This window comes from Robinsoniella sp. KNHs210 (assembly GCF_000686105.1).
Classification (GTDB): domain Bacteria; phylum Bacillota; class Clostridia; order Lachnospirales; family Lachnospiraceae; genus Robinsoniella; species Robinsoniella peoriensis.
Genome location: NZ_JMLZ01000002.1, coordinates 81,717 through 104,165, shown reverse-complemented (window position 1 = coordinate 104,165; position 22,449 = coordinate 81,717). Strand labels below are relative to the sequence as shown.

Genomic DNA, 22,449 nt, shown 5'->3' with positions numbered 1-22,449 from the left:
CAAAATTCAACAAATTTTCCGGAGAGTTTACAATTTTTGTCAAAAGATCAGCTCAAATTCTCAACAGCCTTCATAACCAGCAGACACGTACCGGGTGAAACCTCGTCTTCTTCAATTTCATTTAACTCCCGAATCCTCTCCGGAGTCGTATAATATTGTTTTGCTATACTCCACAAATTATCATCTGCCTGAACAATATATCCTACAATTCCCGGCAGTTCCTGGAGCTTCTTCATATCTAAGTCATGCTCTTCCACATCAATAATACATTGTTCTTTATGAACACGGATGACCATTGCATTCAGATTTACACAGACCTTTACTTCCAGTTCTTCACTGTCGATCATGGTCGTTGACAGCTGCTCCAGCTCGCTTTGCAGCGTAAATCGGCAGTCCTTATCAATCTCAGGCACTTCTATGATATGCTGGAATGGCACAGCGCCTTCCATCAGGGCATAAGGCAGCGTATCATCCGATGTAATATACAAAATGGTTATAAATACTGCACCTTCTACTTTTATTCCATTTTCTGTAACGCTGGTGTCATCAATCTTAACCTCACCCTGGCTGTGGCAGATCTGAAGCATCCTTGGCTGGCTGCTTTCCATTCTCATACGGTCACTGGCTCTGCACTTGGAAAAGTTTTTTACTACCAGACTTTCACATACCTGTTCCATCGTAACCGGGATTAAATCCTTTACCGGTGTGTAGACATCTTCCAGAATCTGTACCTTTTCTTCTTCATAGAGGCGGATATCCAGATCCAGAACCACATCAACCTGCACAAGGCGCTCTTCGCCATCATAATCAGGTCTTACTTCCAGATTCGCCGAAGCAAGGGAAACTTCCACATTGGCAAGCATATTCTGGGCACAGCCCGGACAGTCCACCGTCCCCTGGAAGGGAAGTACAGTTTCCAGCCATTGTTTTGTACCATTTTCATCATCTCCTGCGTAAAGCACAAAGATGAACAGTTCTCCTTTAATATCCAGCTGACCGTCTAAAACACGGATATCAGTTCCCCGAAGCTGCACATTTTCCCAAAGCATTTCCTGGATGTTAGGTTTATTGGATGGGATGGCAATTTCATCCTTTACCCTTAAAATATCTTTTTTCTGAACAGTTAACTGCAGCAATTCCAGGTTCTTGGACTTTGTACTAATATCACCCAGCCCATGAATCTCTACAGCCGCCTGAGCATCGTACAGTTCCTCTACGGATGCATTAAAGGACAGCAGTGACTTCATACTCAGCTTTCTGGAATTGATCAGCGAAACAGAGATATCTTCCACATCCCATTTCAGGCAGATATTGTCTCCCGGCTCCACACCGTCCAGATTCATCTGCTCTTCAAACGGAATCTTAGATTCCAGCCTATGTATCTGTCTGTCCGGTGTATCTGCTACATACAATACCCAAACTTCCAGTGCTCCGGTTAAAAGTACATGATCCGTGCTTACCTTCATATCATCCAATTTGATATTTGCTTTCTTTTGTATCAGTTTTCCCACATCCGGTTTGCTGTCAGATACGTTGTAGTCTTCCTCCAGGGTTACCTGGCTGGATGCTCTGCTTTTTTCATGATTCATATGAATATTCTTTTTTAATAATTCCACAAAAAATCCCTCCCAGCATGATCTCTTATAATTTTATGCCGGGAGGGTGTAAATTATGTGGAAGGCTTTGTCTTTTTATTCAAAAGTCACAGATCCTTCCATAAATGGGATTTTAATTACTACAAATGGAAACGATGGTTCCTGCTGTATGGTCTTTTCATGTGACGGGCCAATCAGACTGGTATGTACCATGATTCCGTCCTTCGTCAGATAGCATTTGTCGACCTGAATGCTGTAACCGCCTGTTTTCTGTTCTCCGTATCCGCGGATCATATACAGGTACTTATCGCTTTGGTATGTCATCTTTATTTCTGTTTTTTTGTTCTCTTCTATTGTCTGTGCCAGTTCTTCCGGCATCTCTTCCGGAGTAACAACGGTAAATTCCAGATCCTTTATTTTCCCCTTATCACTGTCATCCTGGGTGCCGCAGCCCCCTGCCAAGCATAGTGTCAGCAGAAAGCAGATACTAATGGTAATGGATATTACTTTTTTCACTTACTCTCCTATCCTTTTCCTTGCCTTATTATTAATATCTTATGCAGGATGAGCAAGGGAACATTCATCTTATTCCATTTCCCTCCAGAATATTTGATTCCACCGCGCTGCAATGGTTCTTTGAGGAAACGTATAACCATCTAATGAAGTAACGGACATCAACCCCATCAGGGAATTCGTGAGAAAGCATTCCTCATAGCCGGAAATCTCATGAGGATATATCACAGTCTCAACAATCTTTTCTCTGCGCATCAGATAGTCTCTTATAATTCCGGGAAGCAGTCCGCAGGACACTCGGGGTGTATATATGACTTTATCTTTTACAAAAAAAATATTGCTGGAAGTCCCTTCACAAATCTCTCCTTTGCTGTTGCAGAAAATAAACTCATCATATCCCTCTTCTAATGCTTTCCTTTTCTCCAGAATGCAGTCTCCATAATTCGTAGTTTTATGATAGGTGAACCCGGAAGTCTCATTTCGGATTACCTGGCTGAACTTTGCCCGAAACCCTTTTTGAAACCGTTCATCTCCATATGGATTTTGTCTGTGGGTTAAAATCATATTTTCATCTGATACAGATATTTTAAGAACTCCATGTGACATAGGATGCTCCATCAGATATTCCACAATCTTTTCTTTTGAAACATTCATTTTTAACTTAAGAAAGTGTATTCCCTTTTCCATCCGTTTTAAATGTTCTTCAAGAAGTACCGCCCTGCCATTTACTACCGCTATTGTCTCAAATACTCCAAGGCCAAACCAATACCCTTCATCTAATTTGATATCCATTATTTTCTACTCCGTCAATAATTTCTCCAGCATTTGAACGGAATCCGCAATTTTATCTGCTCCGCTTTTTTCCAGTTCTTCCCGGGTTCCATACCCAAACAGCACACCAATGCTTTCCAGACCGCATTTTTTTGCGCCGATTATATCGTGTTCCCGGTCTCCGATCATAACAGCCCGGTTTTTGTCGGAAATATGATTTTGATCCAGGGCATAACTGATCACTTCATCTTTTTTCGTTCGTCTTCCATCCAATTCACTTCCCTGAACATCCTCAAAGTACTTTATCAGCTCAAAACGTTCCAGGATCCGCTTTGCATATACAGTAGGTTTTGATGTTGCCACAATCAGTACTTTCCCCTGTTCCTTTAAATGCTGCAGCATCTCCGGTATGCCGGGATATACTTTATTTTCAAATATTCCGTCCTCGCTAAAGTATTCTCTGTATTTCCATACCGCTTCCTCTGCCTGCTTATCGGAAAACCCATAATATTCCATAAAAGAATCCTTCAGGGGAGGTCCTATGAATTTGTTCAGTTCTGCCTTTTCCTCTATATGGATCCCATATTGTTTCAAAGCATAGGCAACGGAATTGGTAATTCCCTCCTGCGGGTCTGTAAGCGTTCCATCCAGATCGAATAACATATAGTTCTTATTCATTATAAACCTTTCTGCGCTACTGTAAGGCTTCCAGTATCGCTTTCGCCTTTTGCAACGTCTCTTCATATTCAAATTCCAGTTCCGATTCGTAGGTGATCCCTCCGCCTACCCCTAAATGATATATGCCGTCTTTGTGCACGGCAGTCCGTATCACAATATTAAAATCACAATCTCCGTCCAGCGTCAGATATCCGATTGAACCAGTATACAATCCTCTTCTGCCATGTTCCAGCTCATCAATAATCTCCATGGCACGCAGCTTGGGGGCACCGGTGATGGAACCTCCCGGAAATGCCGCTTCTATCAGATCCATCACCGTCATTCCAGGCTTCAGATCTCCTGTGATGTTAGATACAAGATGAAAAACCGTTGCATATTCTTCTACGGTAAAAAGTTCCGTTACCTGAACACTTCCGTGCCTGCATACCCGGTTCAGATCATTCCGCTCCAAATCTACAATCATCAGCAGTTCACTTTTATCTTTTTCCGAAGATGCCAGCTCTTCCTTCAGCATTTTATCCTCTTCAGGTGTAGTTCCCCTTTTTCTGGTCCCCTTGATCGGTCTGGTTTCCACATGCCCCTTTTTCATTTGGAGAAACCGTTCCGGAGAAGCGCAGATGACCTGAAAATCGCCATAATTCAGATATCCGCCAAATGGAGCAGGATTATTTCCCCGTAACTTACTAAATACTTCATACGGAGATTTGCTGCTTTTTATGCTAAGCCGCTGGGTCATATTCGCAATATAAATATCACCTTCGATAATATATCCTATCATATTATCAATTGCTTTTAAATAATCTTCTTTTTGAAAATTAGGGATTACCTCAATTTCTCTTCTCTCCTCCAATGGGTGTGCGATACGAATACCATTAAAAATGGACTTCTTCAGCTCTTCCAAACGAATGCTGCTGTCTTTCAGCTTCCCATTTGCGATCAGCGAAACTTCCTTTTTCTCATGATCCTCAATAATAAATACATCATAGAAATTCAAAATGCAGTCCGGGATATCTGCTTCTATTGGATCTTTTGCTTTTACCCCTTCTTTTTTGCGCCCGTAATCATAAGAAAAATATCCGATTGCTCCGGAAATAATAGGAAGTCCCGTTGCATTTTCTTCTTTATTTTCTTTTAGATAATTTCTCATAAATTGTTCAAATGAAACACTGCCTGGTTCTCCGTTGATCGTAAAAGTTTCCCCTTTTACCAGCTTCAGATAGGGGTACAGACCGATAATGGAGTATCTGCCGAGCTTATTTCTCAGAGACGAGTCCAGAAAAACGGCGTCCTTTTCATTTTGAAAAACCATATGGATGTCCTGAATCGGGATATACGGCTGTAATTTCTGAATTTTCTTAAGCATGTCTGCACCACCAGTCTTTACTAATATTTATAAAGTTATCTAAAAGTTCATGTCCGAAATCGGTCAGCACGGCTTCCGGATGAAACTGTACACCGAAAACAGGGGCTTCCCTGTGGGATATTGCCATAATATCCCCATCTTCTGTCCAGGCATCCACCTGAAAATCAAGCGGCAAAGTAGTCTTGTCTATCACAAGGGAATGATATCTGGTTACCCCATATTCTTTTGGAATTCCACGGAAAATCCCCCTTCCACTGTGGTGGATTCTGGTAACTTTTCCATGCATGGGCCGTTTTCCTTTCACTATATCCGCACCAAAAGAATAGCCTATAACCTGGTGACCCAGGCATACACCTAATATTGGTATCTCATTTTTAAATTTCCGGACAATTTCATTGGATAGCCCCGCTGATTTCGGGTTTTTAGGACCTGGCGAAATTACGATCCCCTCCGGTCTCATACCGGAAAGTTCCTCTAACGTAACCTTATCATTTCGCACTACGAGAATTTCCTGACCCAGCTCTTCAAAATAAGCGGACAGATTGTACACAAAAGAATCATAATTATCAATACACAAAAACATAGACCTCTCCTCACTTTCGTTTTTAAAACCAAGTCGTTATCCTAAAGTGAGTCTAAAGGTCCGTAACTTGCAGATGCCCCTATTATATACAAAATATGCGAATTCTTCAAGTATAAATTTATCTGTTCTTCTTGAATCCCTTTCAAAAGTCCAGTATAATAAAAAGCATAGTACGTATAACGTAAAGGAGAATTTTATGGTTAATACAAGTAACGAAGAGGATATGCGCCGTCTGTCGGGCATTCTGGTGCATCCTACCTCCTTTCCATCCCCTTATGGCATTGGCGACCTGGGAAAAGGCGCTTATGATTTCATCGATTTTCTCCATGAATCCAGCCAGCACCTGTGGCAGGTTCTTCCACTTGGTCCTACCGGCTTCTGGAACTCCCCCTATCAAAGCCCTTCTGCGTTTGCAGGGCAGCCGTTATTGATCAGTCTCGATGATCTGGCTGATATGGAACTGTTGGAAAAAAGTGATATTGAAAAGATTCCTCAATGGAAAGATCCCAGAAAAGCTGATTACATTGAGGTCCGCAAATACAAAGAAACACTGTTTCAGCAGGCATATGCCGCATTTAAGCACACCCCCAATAAAATGCTCCTGGAAGAGTATGACGATTTCTGTATGGCAAATGCAGATTGGCTGGAAGATTACAGCCTCTTTATGGCACTTAAAGATACTCACGAAGGCGAATGCTGGGCAGACTGGGAAGAAGAACTAATTTCACCCATACCAGAAGTAAGGGACAGTCTGAAAAAAAGCTTAAAAGACGAAATCCGATATCACCAGTTCCTGCAGTTTATCTTCTTTTCCCAATGGGCGAAATTAAAAGCCTATGCCAATGAAAAAGAGGTCTTTATTATCGGGGATATCCCCATCTTCGCTGCATACGACAGCGCCGATGTCTGGGCAAATAAAGGGCTGTTCCAGCTGGATAGTACCGGTCATCCCACCAGAGTATCCGGAGTTCCGCCTGACTACTTTTCTGCTACCGGACAGCGCTGGGGCAATCCGCTCTATGACTGGCCTGTTCACAAAAAAGATGGTTATCAGTGGTGGATCAGCAGAATTGCACATCAGCTGAAGATGGTTGATTATCTTCGTATCGACCATTTCAGGGGCTTTGAGGCTTACTGGTCTATTCCTGCGGAGGAAGAAACTGCCTTGAATGGCAAATGGGTAAAAGGTCCCTGCGAAGACCTGTTTCTATGTATCCAAAAAGAACTGGGGGACCGGCTTCCGATTCTTGCGGAAGATCTTGGGATCATCACACCTGATGTAGAATGGCTGCGGGATATGTTTCATTTTCCGGGTATGCGGATCTTACAGTTTGCATTTCAGGATATGGGTGAAAGTACATACCTCCCCCATAATTTCACTACTGTCAACTGCATCTGTTATACCGGTACCCATGATAACGATACCTCTGCCGGCTGGTATCAGGGTCTGTCCGAAGAATTAAAGGACAAAATCCGCAGATACGGAAATACCGATGGCGGCAATATAAGCCTTGATATGATACGTTTCTGCATGGGCACAATTGCAAGATTTGCTATTTTCCCGATACAGGATATTCTCCAGCTTGACAGCAGTCACAGGATGAATACACCGGGTGTTGCCGAAGGAAACTGGGAATTCCGCTACCTGCAGGAAGATCTGGACTCCAGCCGTTCTGAATGGCTGCGTCAGACCTCCCACTTATTTGGGCGGTATTAATTTCATAAGATATAACTAATTAGTAGAAAAGAGAGATAGACATGATACGTTTTATTATTGTTGTAATAGTTGTTGTAGGTTTTCTTATTTTATCCATTCCAATTCTGATATTTGAGTGGATCCTTGGTAAATTCAATCCGAGACTGAGAGATATATCATCTTTACGTCTGGTTCAAAACGTTTTTAAACTGGTATTGTTTGTGAGCGGAACCAAGGCAACCATCATCGGTGCTGAAAACGTCCCCCAGAATGAAGCAGTGCTGTATGTAGGCAATCACAGAAGTTTTTTTGATATTCTGCTTACCTATTCCAGATGTCCGGGGCTTACAGGCTACGTGGCGAAAGATGGCATGGAAAAAATACCTCTGCTCTCCCACTGGATGAAACGGCTCTACTGCCTGTTTCTCAATCGGGAAGACATCAAAGAAGGTCTGAAAACGATTCTTAAAGGAATTGAACAAATAAAAGCCGGAATATCCATGTGCATTTTTCCGGAAGGAACCAGGAACAAAGTACCGGATGCCCCAATGCTACCCTTTAAAGAAGGCAGCCTGAAAATGGCTGAAAAAACAGGCTGTGCCATAATTCCTATGGCCATCACTAACTCTGCCGAGATTTTTGAGAATCACTTTCCTAAAATACGTTCCGCACATGTAATTCTGCAGTATGGAAAGCCAATTTATCCGAAAGAATTAAGCAAAGAAGATAAGAAATTCCTTGGAGCTTATACACAGAAGGTGATTCAGGGGATGCTGGATGAGCATAAAACGCTGTCCATAAAATAAAGTACAGGAAGAATCCGCCATGTATCTGATTGACATGGCGGATTCTTTAGGATTTCCCAAAACTGGAAAAACTACCTATCGATCTCTCTGACTTCCTTTCATGTCACTAAATTTTTCAAACTCTCTCTGGCCGTCTTAAAATACTTATCCTCAGGATTAACCTGTAAAACAAAGTTAATTTTACCAAGCAGTTTCTGAAGATAACGAATATTTTCTGTTGCATCTGTCCCGTATTTTTGATCTTGTACATGCTGTAGGTGAGAAGCTGCGCCAAATTTACAGCAATAGTATATTTCCTGGCGCAGTTTTCTTCTATATTCCCCGGATACCTGTGGTTTACAATTGACTACAATACCGGTAACTGCCTGCCTCTGACCGGCTAAAAGTAATTTCGTCTTCTTTTCATTTAACTCTAAACCAATCACCTGTAAGAAACCGCGAACTTTATTTTTTACTTTATATGCCTCAAAGCTGCCGGAAAAGGTCATATCATCACAGTATCTGGTATAGGTTACCCCACGTTTAGCACACCATTCCCCCATGTACTCATCAAAGGGCATCATAACAATATTTGATATTGCAGCTGAGGTGGGTGCTCCCTGGGGCAGACAGCCTTCGTAACAGCAGAGATGTGTCAGCAGTGTTCCTACTGCAGGCGGAAACCGATAACTATGGAAAACCCTCTGATATACCAGTATAAAAGGTATATTTCCGAAAAAATCATGGATGTCCAGTTTTAGAATTTTTTCCTGCCCCACATGGCCGGATACATTTGAGATAAGCGAGACTCCTTTACGGTAAGCAGTTGCGCATGATGATACAGGGATCGGGTCCAGAATATGATGAAGAATATTTCTCTGAACCATTTTCAAAAGTGTGTCAGGTATGCAGAGCTGCCGGCAGGTACCGTCCCTCTTTGGAATTTTTGCAGTGCGATAGTGACCGGGGATATGATTGCTAAGAGCATACAGACATGCAATCTGGCGCTCCTCTGGCCAATTAATCTCTCCAAATAATTGAAACTCCATGATCAGCTGCCTGCAATGTTCCGCCGTACAATATTTCCACAACCTATGATCTCCCATATGCTTTCCTCCATCCTGGAGCGTGTTTTAAAATTGCCTGTACCCTGGCTGGTTGTTCCAATTTATGGGATGTGACCGTGCAATTTCAGGTGCGTAGTGGGGATACATCCCTTAAATTGCACAATTGCAGCCTGCAAAGTGGAGCGACCAGACGGGTGCAATGAATTTTCAAGCACACTCTACTGTAATTCAAGCCGGATTATTCAAATATAATATAAATGAATTGTCCGGCTCGGTTTTATTAGATGGCAAAGGCAAAACAAAAAGGTGATACGTAAAATGCGAAGTTGTACCAACCGAAGGCCGCACAAGCATTGTGCTGAAGTACATCGCAGCAGTTTACGGTGTGCAGGCAGGCCTGCACCGATCTGTAAGAATACAATTCCAGACAGCGACTCGCTGCCCGGCCAAAATTTATGGAAATACTAATGTCTCTGCCAAATTATATCTCTATCATACCATAAGTATTGGAGAACTGTAAATTTTATTTTTATTCAGATCCCATTTACTTTGAAATACAATCAGATTTACTCCGTTATTAAGCTATAAGGAGTGATCTTGCGTATTCTGCCTGCGATCAAATATCCCAATACATAACTTACCGCAATAATACCCGCTATAATTCCTGTAACCCCCAGTGGCTGGATAATAAAATGCGCATTCATAACCCCCAGGCTTTTGAATAGTACAGAGATAACCCGGTTCATAGCCAGCATGCTGATAATTCCTCCCGCTGCTGCACCAATTACAATTGGAGGCATTAAGCTGAATGTAATCTGTCTGATGATCTGACCCGTGGTAAATCCGATGGACTTTTGAATTCCGTAATACCGCTTTTGCCTGGTAATCATCATCCTTATAATCAGATACAACACCAGTGTAATAACCAGTACTGTGGTACACAAAATACCAATCGCTATAATCGTTGTCATAGTGGAGTATATATTGATCACACTGAACATAACTTCTTTATTTTTCGTCAGTGATATTTCTTCTTCTCCGTAAATTTTATTGATTTCATTTTGGAAGTCCTCCATTGCCCCTTCATCACTTTGATTCAAATATACGTACAGATTACTCTGGTTAAATGACGGCAGAATTTTTTCAATTCCCGCCTTCGTTATCATTATATCCATACCGAGAAAGTTAGATCCCTGTGTCAGCCCAGTAACCAGAAATTCTTTATGCTCATTTCCGGTCTCTACCGTTATGGTATCTCCAATATCTTTCACAAGAACCTCTGCCAATAGCGCACCCATTGCCACTTCATTGTCATGTTTGGGATAACGTCCTTTATAAATTGTATTGTTTTCCACCATATTAAAATCTTCTATCACAGTGGTCATACAGTCCATACCATTTACAAGGGTACTAAGGGTATCAAAATAGAATGTTTTTCTTACATTATCCATTTCCCGAATCTTTTTTGGGAAAGATTCCACTTTTTCATTGTCTGGCAGTACAACCATCAAATCTGCCATTTCTGCTCCTATAATATTTAAAAATGCACTTTTTTCTAATGCTATATTATAATACATCGTCCATGCAAACAATGCTACGAAGGTCAAAAATGAAATGATGATCCCAATCATAATATTCTTTTTGGTATTCTGCAGCGTGTTCTTAACGGCTAACATAAGATTTAGGGTTCCTTTCGAAGTATCCAATGGAATAACATTATTTCGAAAACTGTGAGTCGCTATTCCACCCCGGATGGCAATAATCGGATGCAGGTGGTTGATTCTGCCAGAAGCAAAAAATGCAATACTGCCAGTCATAATGATGATAAATACAAAAACGATGCTGCTAATGGCTGCGTGGAATCCCTGGTGCCATACAATTCCTGTCTGTGCAGAAAACAACTCATTAATCAAGGGCAAAACACCATAAGATGCTGATACGCCCAGCACAGCGCCTATACTTCCAATAAGAGCAAATTGCAGGACAAAGGAAATTACAATCTGTCTGCTGGTGTAGCCCAGCGCTTTTAAAACACCCACATTTTTCATATCTTCTTCAATCATATTAATAATCCGGAATCGGATTACCACCATGCTGATCAACACAATAATAAGTGCAAAGCTAATCATGATTGACCCACCGATGTTGGAGGTCAAAGTCCTCGCACGTACCCCCAATACCGCATCCTGACACCAGAAGTTCATAGCCGTACCTTCCAGACGCTGCATTCCCGACAGCTGTTTCTTAAAGTCAGAAGTCAGATTCACAGAATCACGATAGTCTTCCATTCTTGCTGAAACCAACGTCCCAAGGTTACTCCATTCTTTCGAATCTTCCTGCAGTTTGTCAAAATCCGGTTCTTTTAAGTACGCTCCTATTCCACCTAAGTTAATGGAACTTGTGAGGGACACATCTTCTATAAATCCTGCTATGGTAAATAAATAGCTCTTGTGGTTAAACTGAATATCAAAAGGTTCCCCTATTTTATGATATCCTCCTGTTTTCATAATATAAGGGAGGTATATTCCGTTCTGTATAGATGTATCTTCCTCCATAATATGAAGTTTTGATATGTTTCTTTTCTCTCCCAGACTGGTAATCAGAAAAACCTGTTCCAGCCTGCTGTCTGCATAGGGAAGCGATGCTCCCGGAAAAATCAGAGCTTTCTGTGTCTCTACCTGGTTTACCCCCTTATAATTCCGGATAAACTCAATATTCTTATCCTGATCATCGCTTTCAGCCAATGCCGCCATAAAATGCGCTCCATTCAGCGCTTCCATTCTGTTAAGAAAAGATTGCTGATAATTAAAAAATACCAATGCTCCCGTATTTAAAATGGTAACTGCAATTACAATCAATAGGAACAACGACAACATCTGGCCTTTGCTCTTTTTCAGGTAAGATTTCATTAACATTCCTGCAGTATCCATCTTACCACCCCATTTCTTCCAGAAAATCACGCAGTATTCCAATCCGGTTTTGATCATCTTCATCATAATCCGTTAATCGGCATTCTCCGCAAATGATGCCGTCCTTCAGATAAATAATGCGATTTCCTCTCAGTGCTGAACGCAGATCATGTGTCACCATGATAATGCTCTGCCCTTCCTGGTGACAATTGGTAAAGGTATCCAGAACTGCTTTCCCATGGGCAGAATTAAGTGCGCCTGTAGGTTCATCCGCAAACACAATCTCCGGCTTATTAATAAGAGCTCTGACAATTCCTACTCTCTGCGCTTCTCCGCCCGATAATTGAGAAGGAAACTTCTTCCATGAATTTTTATCCAGTCCTACCTGCTTTAGCAGTTCTTTTCCCCTTCCCGATACTTCCTTTTTATTTCTGTCAGCCAATAGTCCAACTGCCATAACATTATCCAACACGCTCATATTCTCCAGCAGATAAATCTGCTGAAAAACAAACCCACAGTGTCTGCGCCTGAAAACAGCAAGTTTGTCATTGCTGTAGCCCGAAATTTTCGTATTTCCATAATAGATGTCTCCAAGGGTTGGTTTATCCATACCGGATAACGCATACAAAAGCGTGGATTTACCAGCTCCGGATGCGCCCATAATTACGGTAAAATCCCCTTTCTCAAAACTGATATCCAAATTTCTCAGTACATGCTGCTGGACCCCTTCATTTGAAAACGTCTTGCACAATTTATTGGTAGTTAATATTGTTTCTCCCATTTTCTCTCCTCTTTCAGACAAATACATGCCGGTATAAATAAGATTATCTGTTATCATAATCCCATTTTACACAGAAAATTCTTAGCGCGTCTTTAGCTGATTCTTAACCAATCCTTAAAACTTAAAATCCTGACAATAACGCACACTCCCCTTACTCAGCTTACTACCCCCCTTTTATTTTCCACGAGCCAGGTATATAATTGAAGAAAATATAAATTCAGGAGGAAAACAACATGAAATATTTTATGATCGAAGGAATGATACTAGATGCAGATAAAATGACAGATGATATAATGAAAGAACATATGGCATATACACAAAAAGCAATGGATGAAGGAACAACATTACTGTCCGGGCTGAAAACCGATATGAGTGGCGGTGTATTTATTATGAAATCCGATTCAAAAGAAAAAATTGAAAAGTATTTATCTCAAGAGCCTTTTAAAATACATGGCATACAAGAATACCGTATTCTTGAATTCCATTCCCATTACGTTAATTCTTCACCCGCAGAATGGTTTGATAATTAATACGTGAACTGCTCTTTTCCTGCAAGTCTTACAAACAGGGTAACCACAAAGCCATCTTCCCGGTTTTCGCAGTTGATACTGCCCCCCATCTGTTCCATAAAATACCGGGCTAAATACAGCCCCAGTCCTGCTCCGTTTATCTCTGCAGTATTTCTGCCCCGGTAGAACTTTTCAAATAGTAATGGTAAATCCTCTTTCGCTGCTCCTTTTCCAAAATCCCGGAAACATACTCTCAGATAATTCTCCTCACAGAAAGCAGAAATCTCAATAGAGGTATTAGCATATTTATAGGAATTGTTCATTACATTATCGATCACCTGCTGAAGCCGTAGTGGATCAGCTGCGATCATGCATTCCGGGATAGATTTCAGATCAGCCAGATGATTGTAATCAGCTGCCGCTATATAAGAACTCAGAATCTGGCTGCCCATTTCTAAAGTTTCCACTTTCAGCTTCTCTAATTCCTCCATAGTTGCCTGAAATAAATTTGTAATCAGTTGATTGATCTGTTCAGCTTTTTGTCCGATTGTTTCCAACTGTTTCTTCTCTTTATCGCTTCTTTGGAATGCCAGCATCAGCTCAGATATGGCTTGAATGGAAGCTACGGGAGTCTTAATATCATGGCTTAATGATGCAACCAGCTCTTTTTTACTTTGATTTGCCTGACGCTCATTTTCCTTCGCCCTTTTTAATTCTTCACGCATCAGATCAAAACTTTCTGTAAATGCTCCAAATAAATTTGTATGATCCATTTCCAGCGGAACATTGAAATCCCCTCTTGCTATATTTCTTGCAAAATACTCCATTTTCTGAAATGGTACAAATAATTCCTTTCTCAGATACCAATAATAGAGTACGATGCAGAACAGAATGCTGCAAATCAAAATCACGCCGCATAAAAGAAATTGTTCTGTTTTTGATTTTAGAAATTCTTGAGAATCATTATGAAATACTGCCTTGCCAAGTAACACCCCATCTTTTTCGATATCCACGATAGTATCCCGATTAATAATCGACATTGACAGGTTCTCTGACAGCCCCTTTTCTGTCGCCATCAGAATCTTCCCGTCCCTGTCAAATATGGAAAATGCAAAAGAATAGGCATGGTTTACAGCCTGTCCGCTTCTTCCCTGTAGTAATTCATCCCAATGATCTGCTGCCTGCATTACAACATCATTCACGGCAGTAATATCCAGGTTCTGCACTTTGGCATCTGTCGCCGTCCAAAACATAAACCCCGCCATCATGACAAGGAATGCTGCTGTCACCGCTATGAATCCTTTATTAATCACGATACTCCTCCTCATATACGTATCCCGTTCCCCAGATTGTTTTTATTCGTTTGGGGTCATTAGGAGTTTCTTCTATCTTCTCACGTATCCTTCGTATGTGCACGTTTAGTGTACCATCTCCGGTTATAGCATCTTTCCAGACTTTTCGGAACAGTTCTTCTTTTGGAATAATGCGGTTTGCATTCTGTACCAGATATTCTAACAGCTGATATTCCATTGTCTTTAATTTTAATAGCGTACCATCTAAACTGGCCCTGGAAGTTTTAAAGTCCACAACCAGACCTCTGTCCTCAAACAAATCTCTGACATTTGACAGCTTCTGACGCCGAAGTACCGCCTTTACCTTCGCCAGGAGAATACTGAGTGAATATGGTTTTTTTATATAGTCATCTCCACCGATATTTAAAGCTATCAGCACATCATCATCGCTGGTTCTGGCACTGATAAACAAAATAGGAACCTGTATTTTTTCCCTGAGCTCTTTACACAATGCAAATCCAGAATCATTCCCCAGATTGATATCCAGAAGAATCATCTCCGCCTGATTCTCTAAAAAAAATTCCAGACATTGGCTTTTTGTATAAACAACCGCTGTTTTCACATCAAACATATTAAAGTATTCACAGGTACTGTCAGCAAGTGCTTCCTCATCATCTACTATCAGGCAGTCATATTTCATCTTGATACTCACCCAGTGCTGCAGGATACATCCTGCAATACTTCCTTTCTACTTTCCGGTTTTTTATTTTAAAGTAAAAAAGTGCCCCAAACGGACACTTTTTTATAGCTTTTCTGCTATTATATTACCACAAAATCGAGATTTTTTCAAGTCTTGCAGTTACAATTCTAAGGGTGTATATATTATATACCTGTCAATTTCTGAGGGAATACTCTCCCTCAGAACTTTATAAATAGAAAGGATATTCTTATGAATGAATCCGCACTGACTTCACTCCTGTTAAATGCCGGTAAAAAAAATTTTCTCACTAACCTGGTATCCTGTAACCAATACACTCAGCAGTTTGGTATTGCGCTCTCGGAAGAAGATGCTGCACAGCTTATGGAATGCCGCCGAGATGTACTGACAGAATTTGGACGTATTGAATTTGAGGGTGGTATTCTTCCAAAACTGATCTATGAATTTTGTGACTCTTCTTACATTTATCAGGACAATTATCTGGATACTCTTATATCACTTCAGAATATTTTTTACCTGTACAAAAATGAGTCTCTCGATGAATTAAGCGATGACGAACTTCTTCATTATATGAAAGTACACTTTGAAGGCGAATGCGAAGGTTCACTGGAATACCTGGAAGACACCTGCCTGAATCATTTCTGCCGTAAAATCCGAAAAGGATGGAAAGGACAATTTGATGAATAATAGCCAATTCCCCTCTGATGTCACCCTGGAAGAAGTGCTTCCCCTTCTTGCAAAAAGGGTTCGAAAATATACCAGTGCTGAAAGTACCTCTGTTACAAACGAAACTGCCAGGCAGATTCTTCTTTCTATTTTGTATTGTCTGGAAGATACAAATGCTTCCTCTATGAATCTTATAACAGGAACAGAGTCTGTCGAGGAGCGTTTTTCATCCGGTTTGAAACACAAACAGCAGTTACTGGATGAGTCACGGTACCTGTTGGAACATATTCAGGCACATTTACTTCCCATCGAAAACGATGTTTACAAACGGACCATCTTAACCGGTATTCCTCCATTCTTCCATGATTATGATGTTTATTTTGGAGCACATCTAAGCCCCGGCTCCATTGATTATCCTCTCTGTTTAGAAATAGAGGAACTGACAGGAATTGATTTCATAGCAGAATATCTGCACAGATTTCATTTGGAAGAAACCTTTTTATCTTATTTTTCTGTATCTGTTATCAGGGAGGTATTGCGGGGCTACCATAGTGATTTTGAAAATCTTCTGGTTAACATTTTTCAGATTGTATTTCAAAATGCGATCGGCTGTGTATTATGCAATACCAGCGTTTATATGCTTGACATCCACCCACGGATCAGATCCAGGCTTTACCGCCATTTATCCGCTTTTACCAAGGTACAGCTAAAACGTCTTTTACGGTCAGCACTTGCGCATTTAATTCTGGAACTTTCCCTGGAAAAAGAAGAAGAACTGGTTTCCTTTCTTTCCTGTGCACTGGAATTATTCCAGGAATCCCTATATCAATATATCCAATTAGGTCAAATCGGCCATGTCTTTGTTTCACGGTCCGCTGATGTGACTGTACCTGTATCTGAATTTGAAGATGGCGAAATGATGGATGATGAAAAACTGCGGTTATTCATTGAAGAGATGCAGGAATGCCGGTATCTTTCCGATAAGATCGGGATGATACGGGAACAGATCCATTCCCTGAGCGACCTGGAAGAAGTTTTAAAAGAATGTTTCTGGGATGCGGAATATCCGGAAGTATTTCAGCTTCTTTCACCGCCGGAGGCGGATGCTCTGCAAGCGAATATAAAGCTCAAACAAGACTTCGGCAGCCCGCTGGAAGAATGGGAAAAATATTTGGCACGTATATAAAAATTTTGGCACATATATAAAAGCAGGAGCAGCTCAATCGCTGCTCCCTCATAAAATACACTTATATAATCATGACTTCTTCCCCATACTCAATATAAAGCTCATCAATTAACTGCTGTCCTGCCCGGGCAATAAAACCGTTTTGATCCAGTTCTTTTAGGGGCTGGATTTCTACGTCCCTGACATCATTGCGTCCTTTGATAAATACTTTATCTCCCCATTCTTTCATCAGAGAATACTTTGCATCCTCATCAATATAAATCACTTTTTTCTTATCATCTGCTTTTTCATAAGGTCTTAATACTCTGACACACTTAACATCCATTCTAATTTCCTCCTATACGTAATCATATCTGCGCGGCACATCCATCAGCTTCTTGTGTGTAAAATGGAAAATAAAGCAGATTACAGCGCAGATCAGATACCCTACAGCATACGGGAAGGACATTGTATCGATCCCAAATCCCAGCATTGGGGCATGCATAAATCCAAAGAACGACAGTATGGATGCTATGATAAGCGCATATCCTGCCTTATCCAGTCTTCTGTCAATGATGAATACCACAACCGTTGCCCAGAGTATACTGGTAAGAATTGCCCCATGTCGCATTGCTGCAACACCATGCCAGGTGACTCCGTAATTCAGCATGGTCTGAGAAACCGTATCACTGCTGTTCATCGTAAGGGTATCTTCCAAAAAGATTCCAAAAGAACCTAAGGCATCTCGTACATATGTATACAAAACGTCCGCTATATGCGGAATCAGTGCAATGGCAACTGCAGCGCCGTGTCTTCTAGGCACATCTGTGCTGGACTGGACTACCATCAGAATTGCACACCATAAGAAGGTTATGGATGCTATCACTGCAGGCATCAGAGAATTGAAGAATCCATAAACGCCAAACAGCGCAGATGCTCCAAACAGTACTCCGGTAACCCATGAATATCCGGTTCCTGTTCCGCTTTTCTTCAGACCCGGGTGACCCAGCCATACTGTATTTGGTATAATTCCACCAAACAATGCAGATAACATCGTACAGCACCCATCCGCAATCTGAGCATGTCCCACATTGTAGTCATCTCCTGCTGCAATGGCGGATTCCACGTTATCCATGGTTTCGATAAAGTTATATACTTCAATCGGGATAATAACTCCCAGATACGGCACAATCAGTTTAAATCCGGCCAGTATATTTGCTCCGGAGAAATATGGAAGTACTACTCCGACTGTAGAGGTGTCAATCTGTACTCTTCCAAGACAGATAGCGTACACCACACCAAAGACCACGGATACCAAAAGCATAGGGATCTTCTTCTTAAATACATAACCGCCGATTAAACCGATAATTGCAATGATAAGAACCGGCATTCCCAATACGGGATCATGATAAACCTCAAATAAACCAACCGTTGCCATCCATACGAGACCAATTCCCGCAACTGCACCAAGCATAGCTGCTCTGGGAATAATTCTTCTGATATACGGTCCAACAAATCCTCCGATTAACTCAATAAATCCTCCCAGAAAACAGGCTGCAACTGCTGCTGTCCAACATTCTTCCGGTGACAGCCCGGCATAATGAAGCGGATAAATAACTCCATACAGATAGACGAACATCGCCGGAGTGGATACACCGGAAGGTAGTGCGGTGACATCTGTTCTTCCTGTTCTCTTTGCCAGTTTTCTGCCCATATAGGCATAGATAAAACCGCTGGCCATAAGTCCGATGGACAATCCCGGAACCACTCTGCCATAGATGATATCATCTGTCCATCCAATACCCTGTAATGCGTAAATTATAATAATGTAATTGACCAGGTTTCCCACGAAAGAATAAACTACGCCGCCTACATCTTCTGTCTTAAATAAGCGCATTGCTTTTGTATTCATTTTTCTTTCCTCTCTCTTTTGTCCTTTTTTCTTTTATCAAAGTTCAATACAACTCATCCATTTATTCTAAAACTGAATACCCATTTCTGTAAGTTCTGCTCTTACTTCCTCATACATTGCCAGCCATTCCGGAAGCGGGGTAATTGTCTCCATATCATATGCTTCATTAAATGGCTTTCCGCAGTTTCCGTCTTCCATACGGAATACATGCTCATATTTATCCAGCAGTTTTAATACAATTTCATTTGCCTCTTCACGCGTCATCTTTTGTTTTGCAACCGCTTTGCCCACTTCACCCATAAGGCGCACTTCCAGCCCGGTTCCGTTTGGTTTATTTCCATTTGCAGATCCCAGTCCTTCCAGATGCCCGCCGCTGACGGTAACCACGATTGTATTTGCGGCTACTTCATACAACAGTTCTTTTGTCATAGCGCCGCTGCTTGGCCAAAGATCGCATACTATAATTGCCGGAGCATTCTTGGCAAATGTCTGGCAGAGTACAGACTGGAGCCACAGACAGCCTCTTGCTGTGGTTGCCACATCCTGGATATGGATCGGATGACAGAGATGATAATCCGCCATACAGACCAGATTCGCTGCCATTATGGATGCCAGCATGACAATCGTTGCTCCCGGAGCATCCCCTGCAAGACCACCAACCATGGTACATGCCAGGGATGCATTCTTCATTCCATAGTCCAGTGAATTTGCTGCGCGGACTAAATTACCGTTATCAATCATTAATTCATTAAACATTGCAACCAGATGGGAATCGCATGGACGAAGACGCTTTTCTCCAACTGCCGCATAATCTCCAACTTCTGTAACAGCACTTTCTGCCGCTAAAAGCCCCATTCCTTCTCTTCCGACTTCCTTAAGGGCTTTGTGAAGATATTCCATTTCGCGGCGCACTGCCACAACTTCCGTTACATCACCGCTGGTTACCGCATAACCATCTACATCTACTAATGATCCGCAAGTCAAAAGGTCAATGACCGGCTCCTTTGCAGCACTTAAAATAATGGGATAATATAAGGATTCCGGTGTCGGACATCCCGGGTTTCCTGCCCATACAACCGGTAAGGATTCATCTTCTATTTTTCGGGCTTTCAAAGTTACCGCATCTTTGCCTTCCCCCATTACCAGCTCGGTCTTCATATTTCTCAGACCTTCTTCAATCTCTTCTTTTTCAAAATGAATGATCCGCTTTGTACTCATATTGTAAATACCAAGATCTACGATCAGTTTTTTTGCTGCTTCGAACATATCATCCAACAGTTTTTCATCATTTGGAATAATGACTTGTTTATCCCAGCTAAAGTCATAATCCTCAACCAAATCCCTTACTCCGTCGATGATGTAGTCCAGATCCCAATCATCTTTTTCCACTGCAGGACCTGTTTTTCCTCTTGCACAAATTTCTAAAAATTTCTTCGTATCCATGTTTTTCCTCCTTCGTTTGTGTAATCATTATAGCAGAAAGCTCCTTCAACTTGCAACAGAATAATCTCTGTGTTAGACTGTTACAAAAGAATCGTATTACTGTTCACAGGCGCCGGTAAACGGTAATTCCGCCTATGAAAAAACAAATATAATTCAGGAAAGGTTTCTAATTATGACATCAAAACAAACCTTATGCGAGGCTGCTTCCGGCAGGATCCCGGCTAATACAGTCTTTAAAAACGGAAAAATTATTAATGTAATTACTCAGGAGATTTATGCTGCAGATGTGGCTGTTTACCAGGGCATGATTGTGGGCATTGGCTCTTATCACGGAAGCAGTGAAATCGACTGCAGTGGAAAGTATCTCTGTCCGGGGTTAATGGATGCCCATCTGCATATCGAAAGCTCCATGGTAACCCCCTGCGAAATGACAAAATCTGTTTTGCCGGATGGAACTACAACGCTTATTGCAGATCCCCATGAAATGGTAAACGTATGTGGAAGCAAAGCTATTGACTATCTGCTGAAAGCCGCCGCAAAGCTGCCGGTAAATTTATTCGTTATGCTTCCCTCTTCGGTACCTGCAACACCATTTGAGACAAATGGTGCCAAATTTGAAGCCGAAGATATTCATACTTATATCCATCATCCCCGTGTGTTAGGGCTGGGCGAAGTTATGTGCTTTCCCCAGGTACTATCAGGAGATGCCACCATCTTTGAAAAATTAGAGCTGGCTAAAGAAAAAACAGCAGATGGACATGCGCCGGGACTTTCCGGACAGGAAATTCAGACCTATGCATGTGCCGGAATCGCGACAGATCATGAATGCGTACATTTTGAAGAAGCTCTGGCAAAATGCCGCGCTGGCATGAAAATTCTGGTACGGGAAGGCAGTGCTGCCAAAAATATCGACGGCATCATCCCCGGATTGGTACAAAGCCAGCTGCCATTGGATCAATTTCTCCTGTGCACCGATGATAAGCATCTGGAGGATATCTGGAAAGAAGGCCATATCAGCCACTGTGTACGCCGAAGCATTGCCCTTGGCCTGAAACCTGCTGCTGCCATTGCCATGGCAAGCATACATACGGCCAGAACCTACGGTCTTACCGGTTACGGAGCCATAGCTCCAGGATACCATGCAGACCTGCTGATTCTGGATGACCTGGAAAATTTTGCGGTATCCTCCGTATATAAAGACGGGCGCCTGGTGACCCCTCAGTGGATGGAGCAGTTAGAAGACATTCCCATTCCCGCAGACCTGCTGCATACCGTACATTTCCAGGAAATTACTACCTCACAGTTAGCACTGCCCTGTAAAGAAGACATGCATGTTATTGAAATGGTTCCACACCAGATCCTTACTAAAAATGTAATCGCTCAGGTTCCAGCCAAAGACGGACTCTTCTGTCCGGGAGACGGCTATACGAAGCTATGCGTTGTGGAAAGGCACAGGGGAACCGGAAATATCGCCATTGCCCCCTTAAAAGGTTTTGGAATTAGAGATGGGGCAATTGCCACTACCGTAGCTCATGACAGTCATAATATTATAGCCGCCGGAGACAATGACCAGGATCTTGCCGCCGCCATAAACCATTTAAAACAGATTCAGGGGGGATATGTAATCGCTTCAAAGGGCAAGGTCCTGGCATCTCTGCCCCTTCCTTTATTTGGTCTTATGAGCACCGCTTCCGGAAAAGTTACCAGTGAAATCACTTCCAAAATGTTAAAACTGGCACATGAAATGGGTATCCCCGAATATTTTGACCCATTTATAACACTGTCCTTTATGGCACTTCCGGTAATTCCGGAAATCCGCCTTACAGACCTGGGACTCTTTGACAGTACGGCACAGAAGTTTATAGATTAAAATCGAATAAAGAAAACCATGGATTTGTTGCTAAAAACTACTGAAAAAAATGCAGATATTCCAATCGTTCCATACGGGCATTTGATTATACCGTTATGGACAGATCGGAATATCTGCACATTAGTTCCAAAGG

20 protein-coding genes are annotated in these 22,449 nt (G+C 41.8%); 6 read left to right on the top strand and 14 right to left on the bottom strand.

Annotated features, from left to right (window positions below; all coding sequences use genetic code 11):
• Positions 1–47 precede the first annotated feature (47 nt).
• From CD03_RS0107360 to CD03_RS0107335, 6 genes are all read right to left on the bottom strand, one after another.
• Entirely contained in the window at positions 48–1,616 is a 1,569-nt protein-coding gene (locus CD03_RS0107360) for a DUF3794 and LysM peptidoglycan-binding domain-containing protein (RefSeq protein ID WP_027293091.1), read from the bottom strand.
• 75 nt (positions 1,617–1,691) lie between these two features.
• The gene (locus tag CD03_RS0107355; RefSeq protein ID WP_027293090.1) at positions 1,692–2,111 is read right to left on the bottom strand and encodes a protease complex subunit PrcB family protein; all 420 of its coding nucleotides are present in this window, start codon (positions 2,109–2,111) and stop codon (positions 1,692–1,694) included.
• Between the two features lie 69 nt (positions 2,112–2,180).
• Positions 2,181–2,900, bottom strand: coding sequence for an aminotransferase class IV (locus CD03_RS32765; protein ID WP_044289220.1), 720 nt, complete (start codon positions 2,898–2,900; stop codon positions 2,181–2,183).
• A 6-nt stretch (positions 2,901–2,906) separates the two neighbouring features.
• Positions 2,907–3,557, bottom strand: coding sequence for an HAD family hydrolase (locus tag CD03_RS0107345; protein ID WP_027293089.1), 651 nt, complete (start codon positions 3,555–3,557; stop codon positions 2,907–2,909).
• 16 nt (positions 3,558–3,573) lie between these two features.
• Positions 3,574–4,920: an aminodeoxychorismate synthase component I gene (gene pabB, locus CD03_RS0107340; protein ID WP_027293088.1), complete on the bottom strand. Its 1,347-nt coding sequence runs from the start codon at positions 4,918–4,920 to the stop codon at positions 3,574–3,576.
• Positions 4,913–5,503: an anthranilate synthase component II gene (locus tag CD03_RS0107335; RefSeq protein WP_027293087.1), complete on the bottom strand. Its 591-nt coding sequence runs from the start codon at positions 5,501–5,503 to the stop codon at positions 4,913–4,915. Before CD03_RS0107335 ends, pabB begins: the two co-directional genes overlap by 8 nt.
• 196 nt (positions 5,504–5,699) lie before the next feature.
• Here CD03_RS0107335 and malQ point away from each other — a divergent pair, with 196 nt between their 5' ends.
• Positions 5,700–7,220: a 4-alpha-glucanotransferase gene (gene malQ, locus CD03_RS0107330; protein ID WP_027293086.1), complete on the top strand. Its 1,521-nt coding sequence runs from the start codon at positions 5,700–5,702 to the stop codon at positions 7,218–7,220.
• Positions 7,221–7,261: 41 nt separating this feature from the next.
• Entirely contained in the window at positions 7,262–8,005 is a 744-nt protein-coding gene (locus CD03_RS0107325; protein WP_027293085.1) for a lysophospholipid acyltransferase family protein, read from the top strand.
• A gap of 98 nt (positions 8,006–8,103) precedes the next feature.
• Here the strand turns inward: CD03_RS0107325 and CD03_RS0107320 are convergent, their stop codons facing one another.
• The 3 genes from CD03_RS0107320 to CD03_RS0107310 form a co-directional block, all read right to left on the bottom strand.
• Entirely contained in the window at positions 8,104–9,090 is a 987-nt protein-coding gene (locus tag CD03_RS0107320; protein WP_027293084.1) for a reverse transcriptase family protein, read from the bottom strand.
• Between the two features lie 527 nt (positions 9,091–9,617).
• Positions 9,618–12,047, bottom strand: coding sequence for an ABC transporter permease (locus CD03_RS0107315; protein WP_027293083.1), 2,430 nt, complete (start codon positions 12,045–12,047; stop codon positions 9,618–9,620).
• Positions 11,983–12,741 carry an ABC transporter ATP-binding protein gene (locus CD03_RS0107310; protein WP_027293082.1) on the bottom strand — a complete coding sequence of 253 codons (759 nt, stop codon included), beginning with the start codon at positions 12,739–12,741 and terminating at the stop codon, positions 11,983–11,985. Before CD03_RS0107310 ends, CD03_RS0107315 begins: the two co-directional genes overlap by 65 nt.
• Before the next feature lie 233 nt (positions 12,742–12,974).
• On the opposite strand from CD03_RS0107310, the gene CD03_RS0107305 reads away from it, so the two are divergent.
• Positions 12,975–13,271 (top strand): YciI family protein, encoded by a 297-nt coding sequence (locus tag CD03_RS0107305; RefSeq protein ID WP_027293081.1) that lies wholly within the window; start codon positions 12,975–12,977, stop codon positions 13,269–13,271.
• Here CD03_RS0107305 and CD03_RS0107300 read toward each other — a convergent pair.
• Entirely contained in the window at positions 13,268–14,563 is a 1,296-nt protein-coding gene (locus CD03_RS0107300; protein WP_052377724.1) for a HAMP domain-containing sensor histidine kinase, read from the bottom strand. The two genes, CD03_RS0107305 and CD03_RS0107300, sit on opposite strands and share 4 nt — an antisense overlap.
• Positions 14,556–15,254 (bottom strand): response regulator transcription factor, encoded by a 699-nt coding sequence (locus CD03_RS0107295; RefSeq protein WP_330377159.1) that lies wholly within the window; start codon positions 15,252–15,254, stop codon positions 14,556–14,558. Before CD03_RS0107295 ends, CD03_RS0107300 begins: the two co-directional genes overlap by 8 nt.
• 237 nt (positions 15,255–15,491) lie before the next feature.
• Between CD03_RS0107295 and CD03_RS0107290 the strand changes: the two genes are divergently transcribed.
• Together CD03_RS0107290 and CD03_RS0107285 are read left to right on the top strand one after the other, a co-directional pair.
• Entirely contained in the window at positions 15,492–15,947 is a 456-nt protein-coding gene (locus tag CD03_RS0107290) for a DUF6323 family protein (RefSeq protein ID WP_063837237.1), read from the top strand.
• Positions 15,940–17,112, top strand: coding sequence for a DUF6179 domain-containing protein (locus CD03_RS0107285; protein WP_027293077.1), 1,173 nt, complete (start codon positions 15,940–15,942; stop codon positions 17,110–17,112). The genes CD03_RS0107290 and CD03_RS0107285 overlap by 8 nt, the downstream gene beginning before the upstream one ends.
• A gap of 61 nt (positions 17,113–17,173) precedes the next feature.
• On the opposite strand, the gene CD03_RS0107280 is transcribed toward CD03_RS0107285, so the two are convergent.
• The 3 genes from CD03_RS0107280 to CD03_RS0107270 all read right to left on the bottom strand — a co-directional run bounded on the left by CD03_RS0107280 (position 17,174) and on the right by CD03_RS0107270 (position 20,446).
• Complete coding sequence (locus CD03_RS0107280) at positions 17,174–17,437, bottom strand: hypothetical protein (protein ID WP_027293076.1); 264 nt, start codon at positions 17,435–17,437, stop codon at positions 17,174–17,176.
• A gap of 12 nt (positions 17,438–17,449) precedes the next feature.
• Positions 17,450–19,003: a hypothetical protein gene (locus tag CD03_RS0107275; protein WP_027293075.1), complete on the bottom strand. Its 1,554-nt coding sequence runs from the start codon at positions 19,001–19,003 to the stop codon at positions 17,450–17,452.
• Positions 19,004–19,069: 66 nt separating this feature from the next.
• Entirely contained in the window at positions 19,070–20,446 is a 1,377-nt protein-coding gene (locus tag CD03_RS0107270) for a monomethylamine:corrinoid methyltransferase (protein WP_027293074.1), read from the bottom strand.
• 172 nt (positions 20,447–20,618) lie between these two features.
• Here CD03_RS0107270 and ade point away from each other — a divergent pair, with 172 nt between their 5' ends.
• Positions 20,619–22,316, top strand: coding sequence for an adenine deaminase (gene ade, locus CD03_RS0107265; protein WP_027293073.1), 1,698 nt, complete (start codon positions 20,619–20,621; stop codon positions 22,314–22,316).
• The last annotated feature ends 133 nt before the right edge of the window (positions 22,317–22,449 follow it).

Bases quoted from the DNA above. Each gene is read 5' to 3' on its own strand.
- CD03_RS32765 (WP_044289220.1), bottom strand. From the start codon at position 2,900: ATGGATATCAAATTAGATGAAGGGTATTGGTTTGGCCTTGGAGTATTT.
- CD03_RS0107345 (WP_027293089.1), bottom strand. From the start codon at position 3,557: ATGAATAAGAACTATATGTTATTCGATCTGGATGGAACGCTTACAGAC.
- pabB (WP_027293088.1), bottom strand. From the start codon at position 4,920: ATGCTTAAGAAAATTCAGAAATTACAGCCGTATATCCCGATTCAGGAC.
- CD03_RS0107335 (WP_027293087.1), bottom strand. From the start codon at position 5,503: ATGTTTTTGTGTATTGATAATTATGATTCTTTTGTGTACAATCTGTCC.
- malQ (WP_027293086.1), top strand. From the start codon at position 5,700: ATGGTTAATACAAGTAACGAAGAGGATATGCGCCGTCTGTCGGGCATT.
- CD03_RS0107325 (WP_027293085.1), top strand. From the start codon at position 7,262: ATGATACGTTTTATTATTGTTGTAATAGTTGTTGTAGGTTTTCTTATT.
- CD03_RS0107320 (WP_027293084.1), bottom strand. From the start codon at position 9,090: ATGGGAGATCATAGGTTGTGGAAATATTGTACGGCGGAACATTGCAGG.
- CD03_RS0107315 (WP_027293083.1), bottom strand. From the start codon at position 12,047: ATGATGAAGATGATCAAAACCGGATTGGAATACTGCGTGATTTTCTGG.
- CD03_RS0107310 (WP_027293082.1), bottom strand. From the start codon at position 12,741: ATGGGAGAAACAATATTAACTACCAATAAATTGTGCAAGACGTTTTCA.
- CD03_RS0107305 (WP_027293081.1), top strand. From the start codon at position 12,975: ATGAAATATTTTATGATCGAAGGAATGATACTAGATGCAGATAAAATG.
- CD03_RS0107290 (WP_063837237.1), top strand. From the start codon at position 15,492: ATGAATGAATCCGCACTGACTTCACTCCTGTTAAATGCCGGTAAAAAA.
- CD03_RS0107285 (WP_027293077.1), top strand. From the start codon at position 15,940: ATGAATAATAGCCAATTCCCCTCTGATGTCACCCTGGAAGAAGTGCTT.
- CD03_RS0107280 (WP_027293076.1), bottom strand. From the start codon at position 17,437: ATGGATGTTAAGTGTGTCAGAGTATTAAGACCTTATGAAAAAGCAGAT.
- CD03_RS0107275 (WP_027293075.1), bottom strand. From the start codon at position 19,003: ATGAATACAAAAGCAATGCGCTTATTTAAGACAGAAGATGTAGGCGGC.
- CD03_RS0107270 (WP_027293074.1), bottom strand. From the start codon at position 20,446: ATGGATACGAAGAAATTTTTAGAAATTTGTGCAAGAGGAAAAACAGGT.
- ade (WP_027293073.1), top strand. From the start codon at position 20,619: ATGACATCAAAACAAACCTTATGCGAGGCTGCTTCCGGCAGGATCCCG.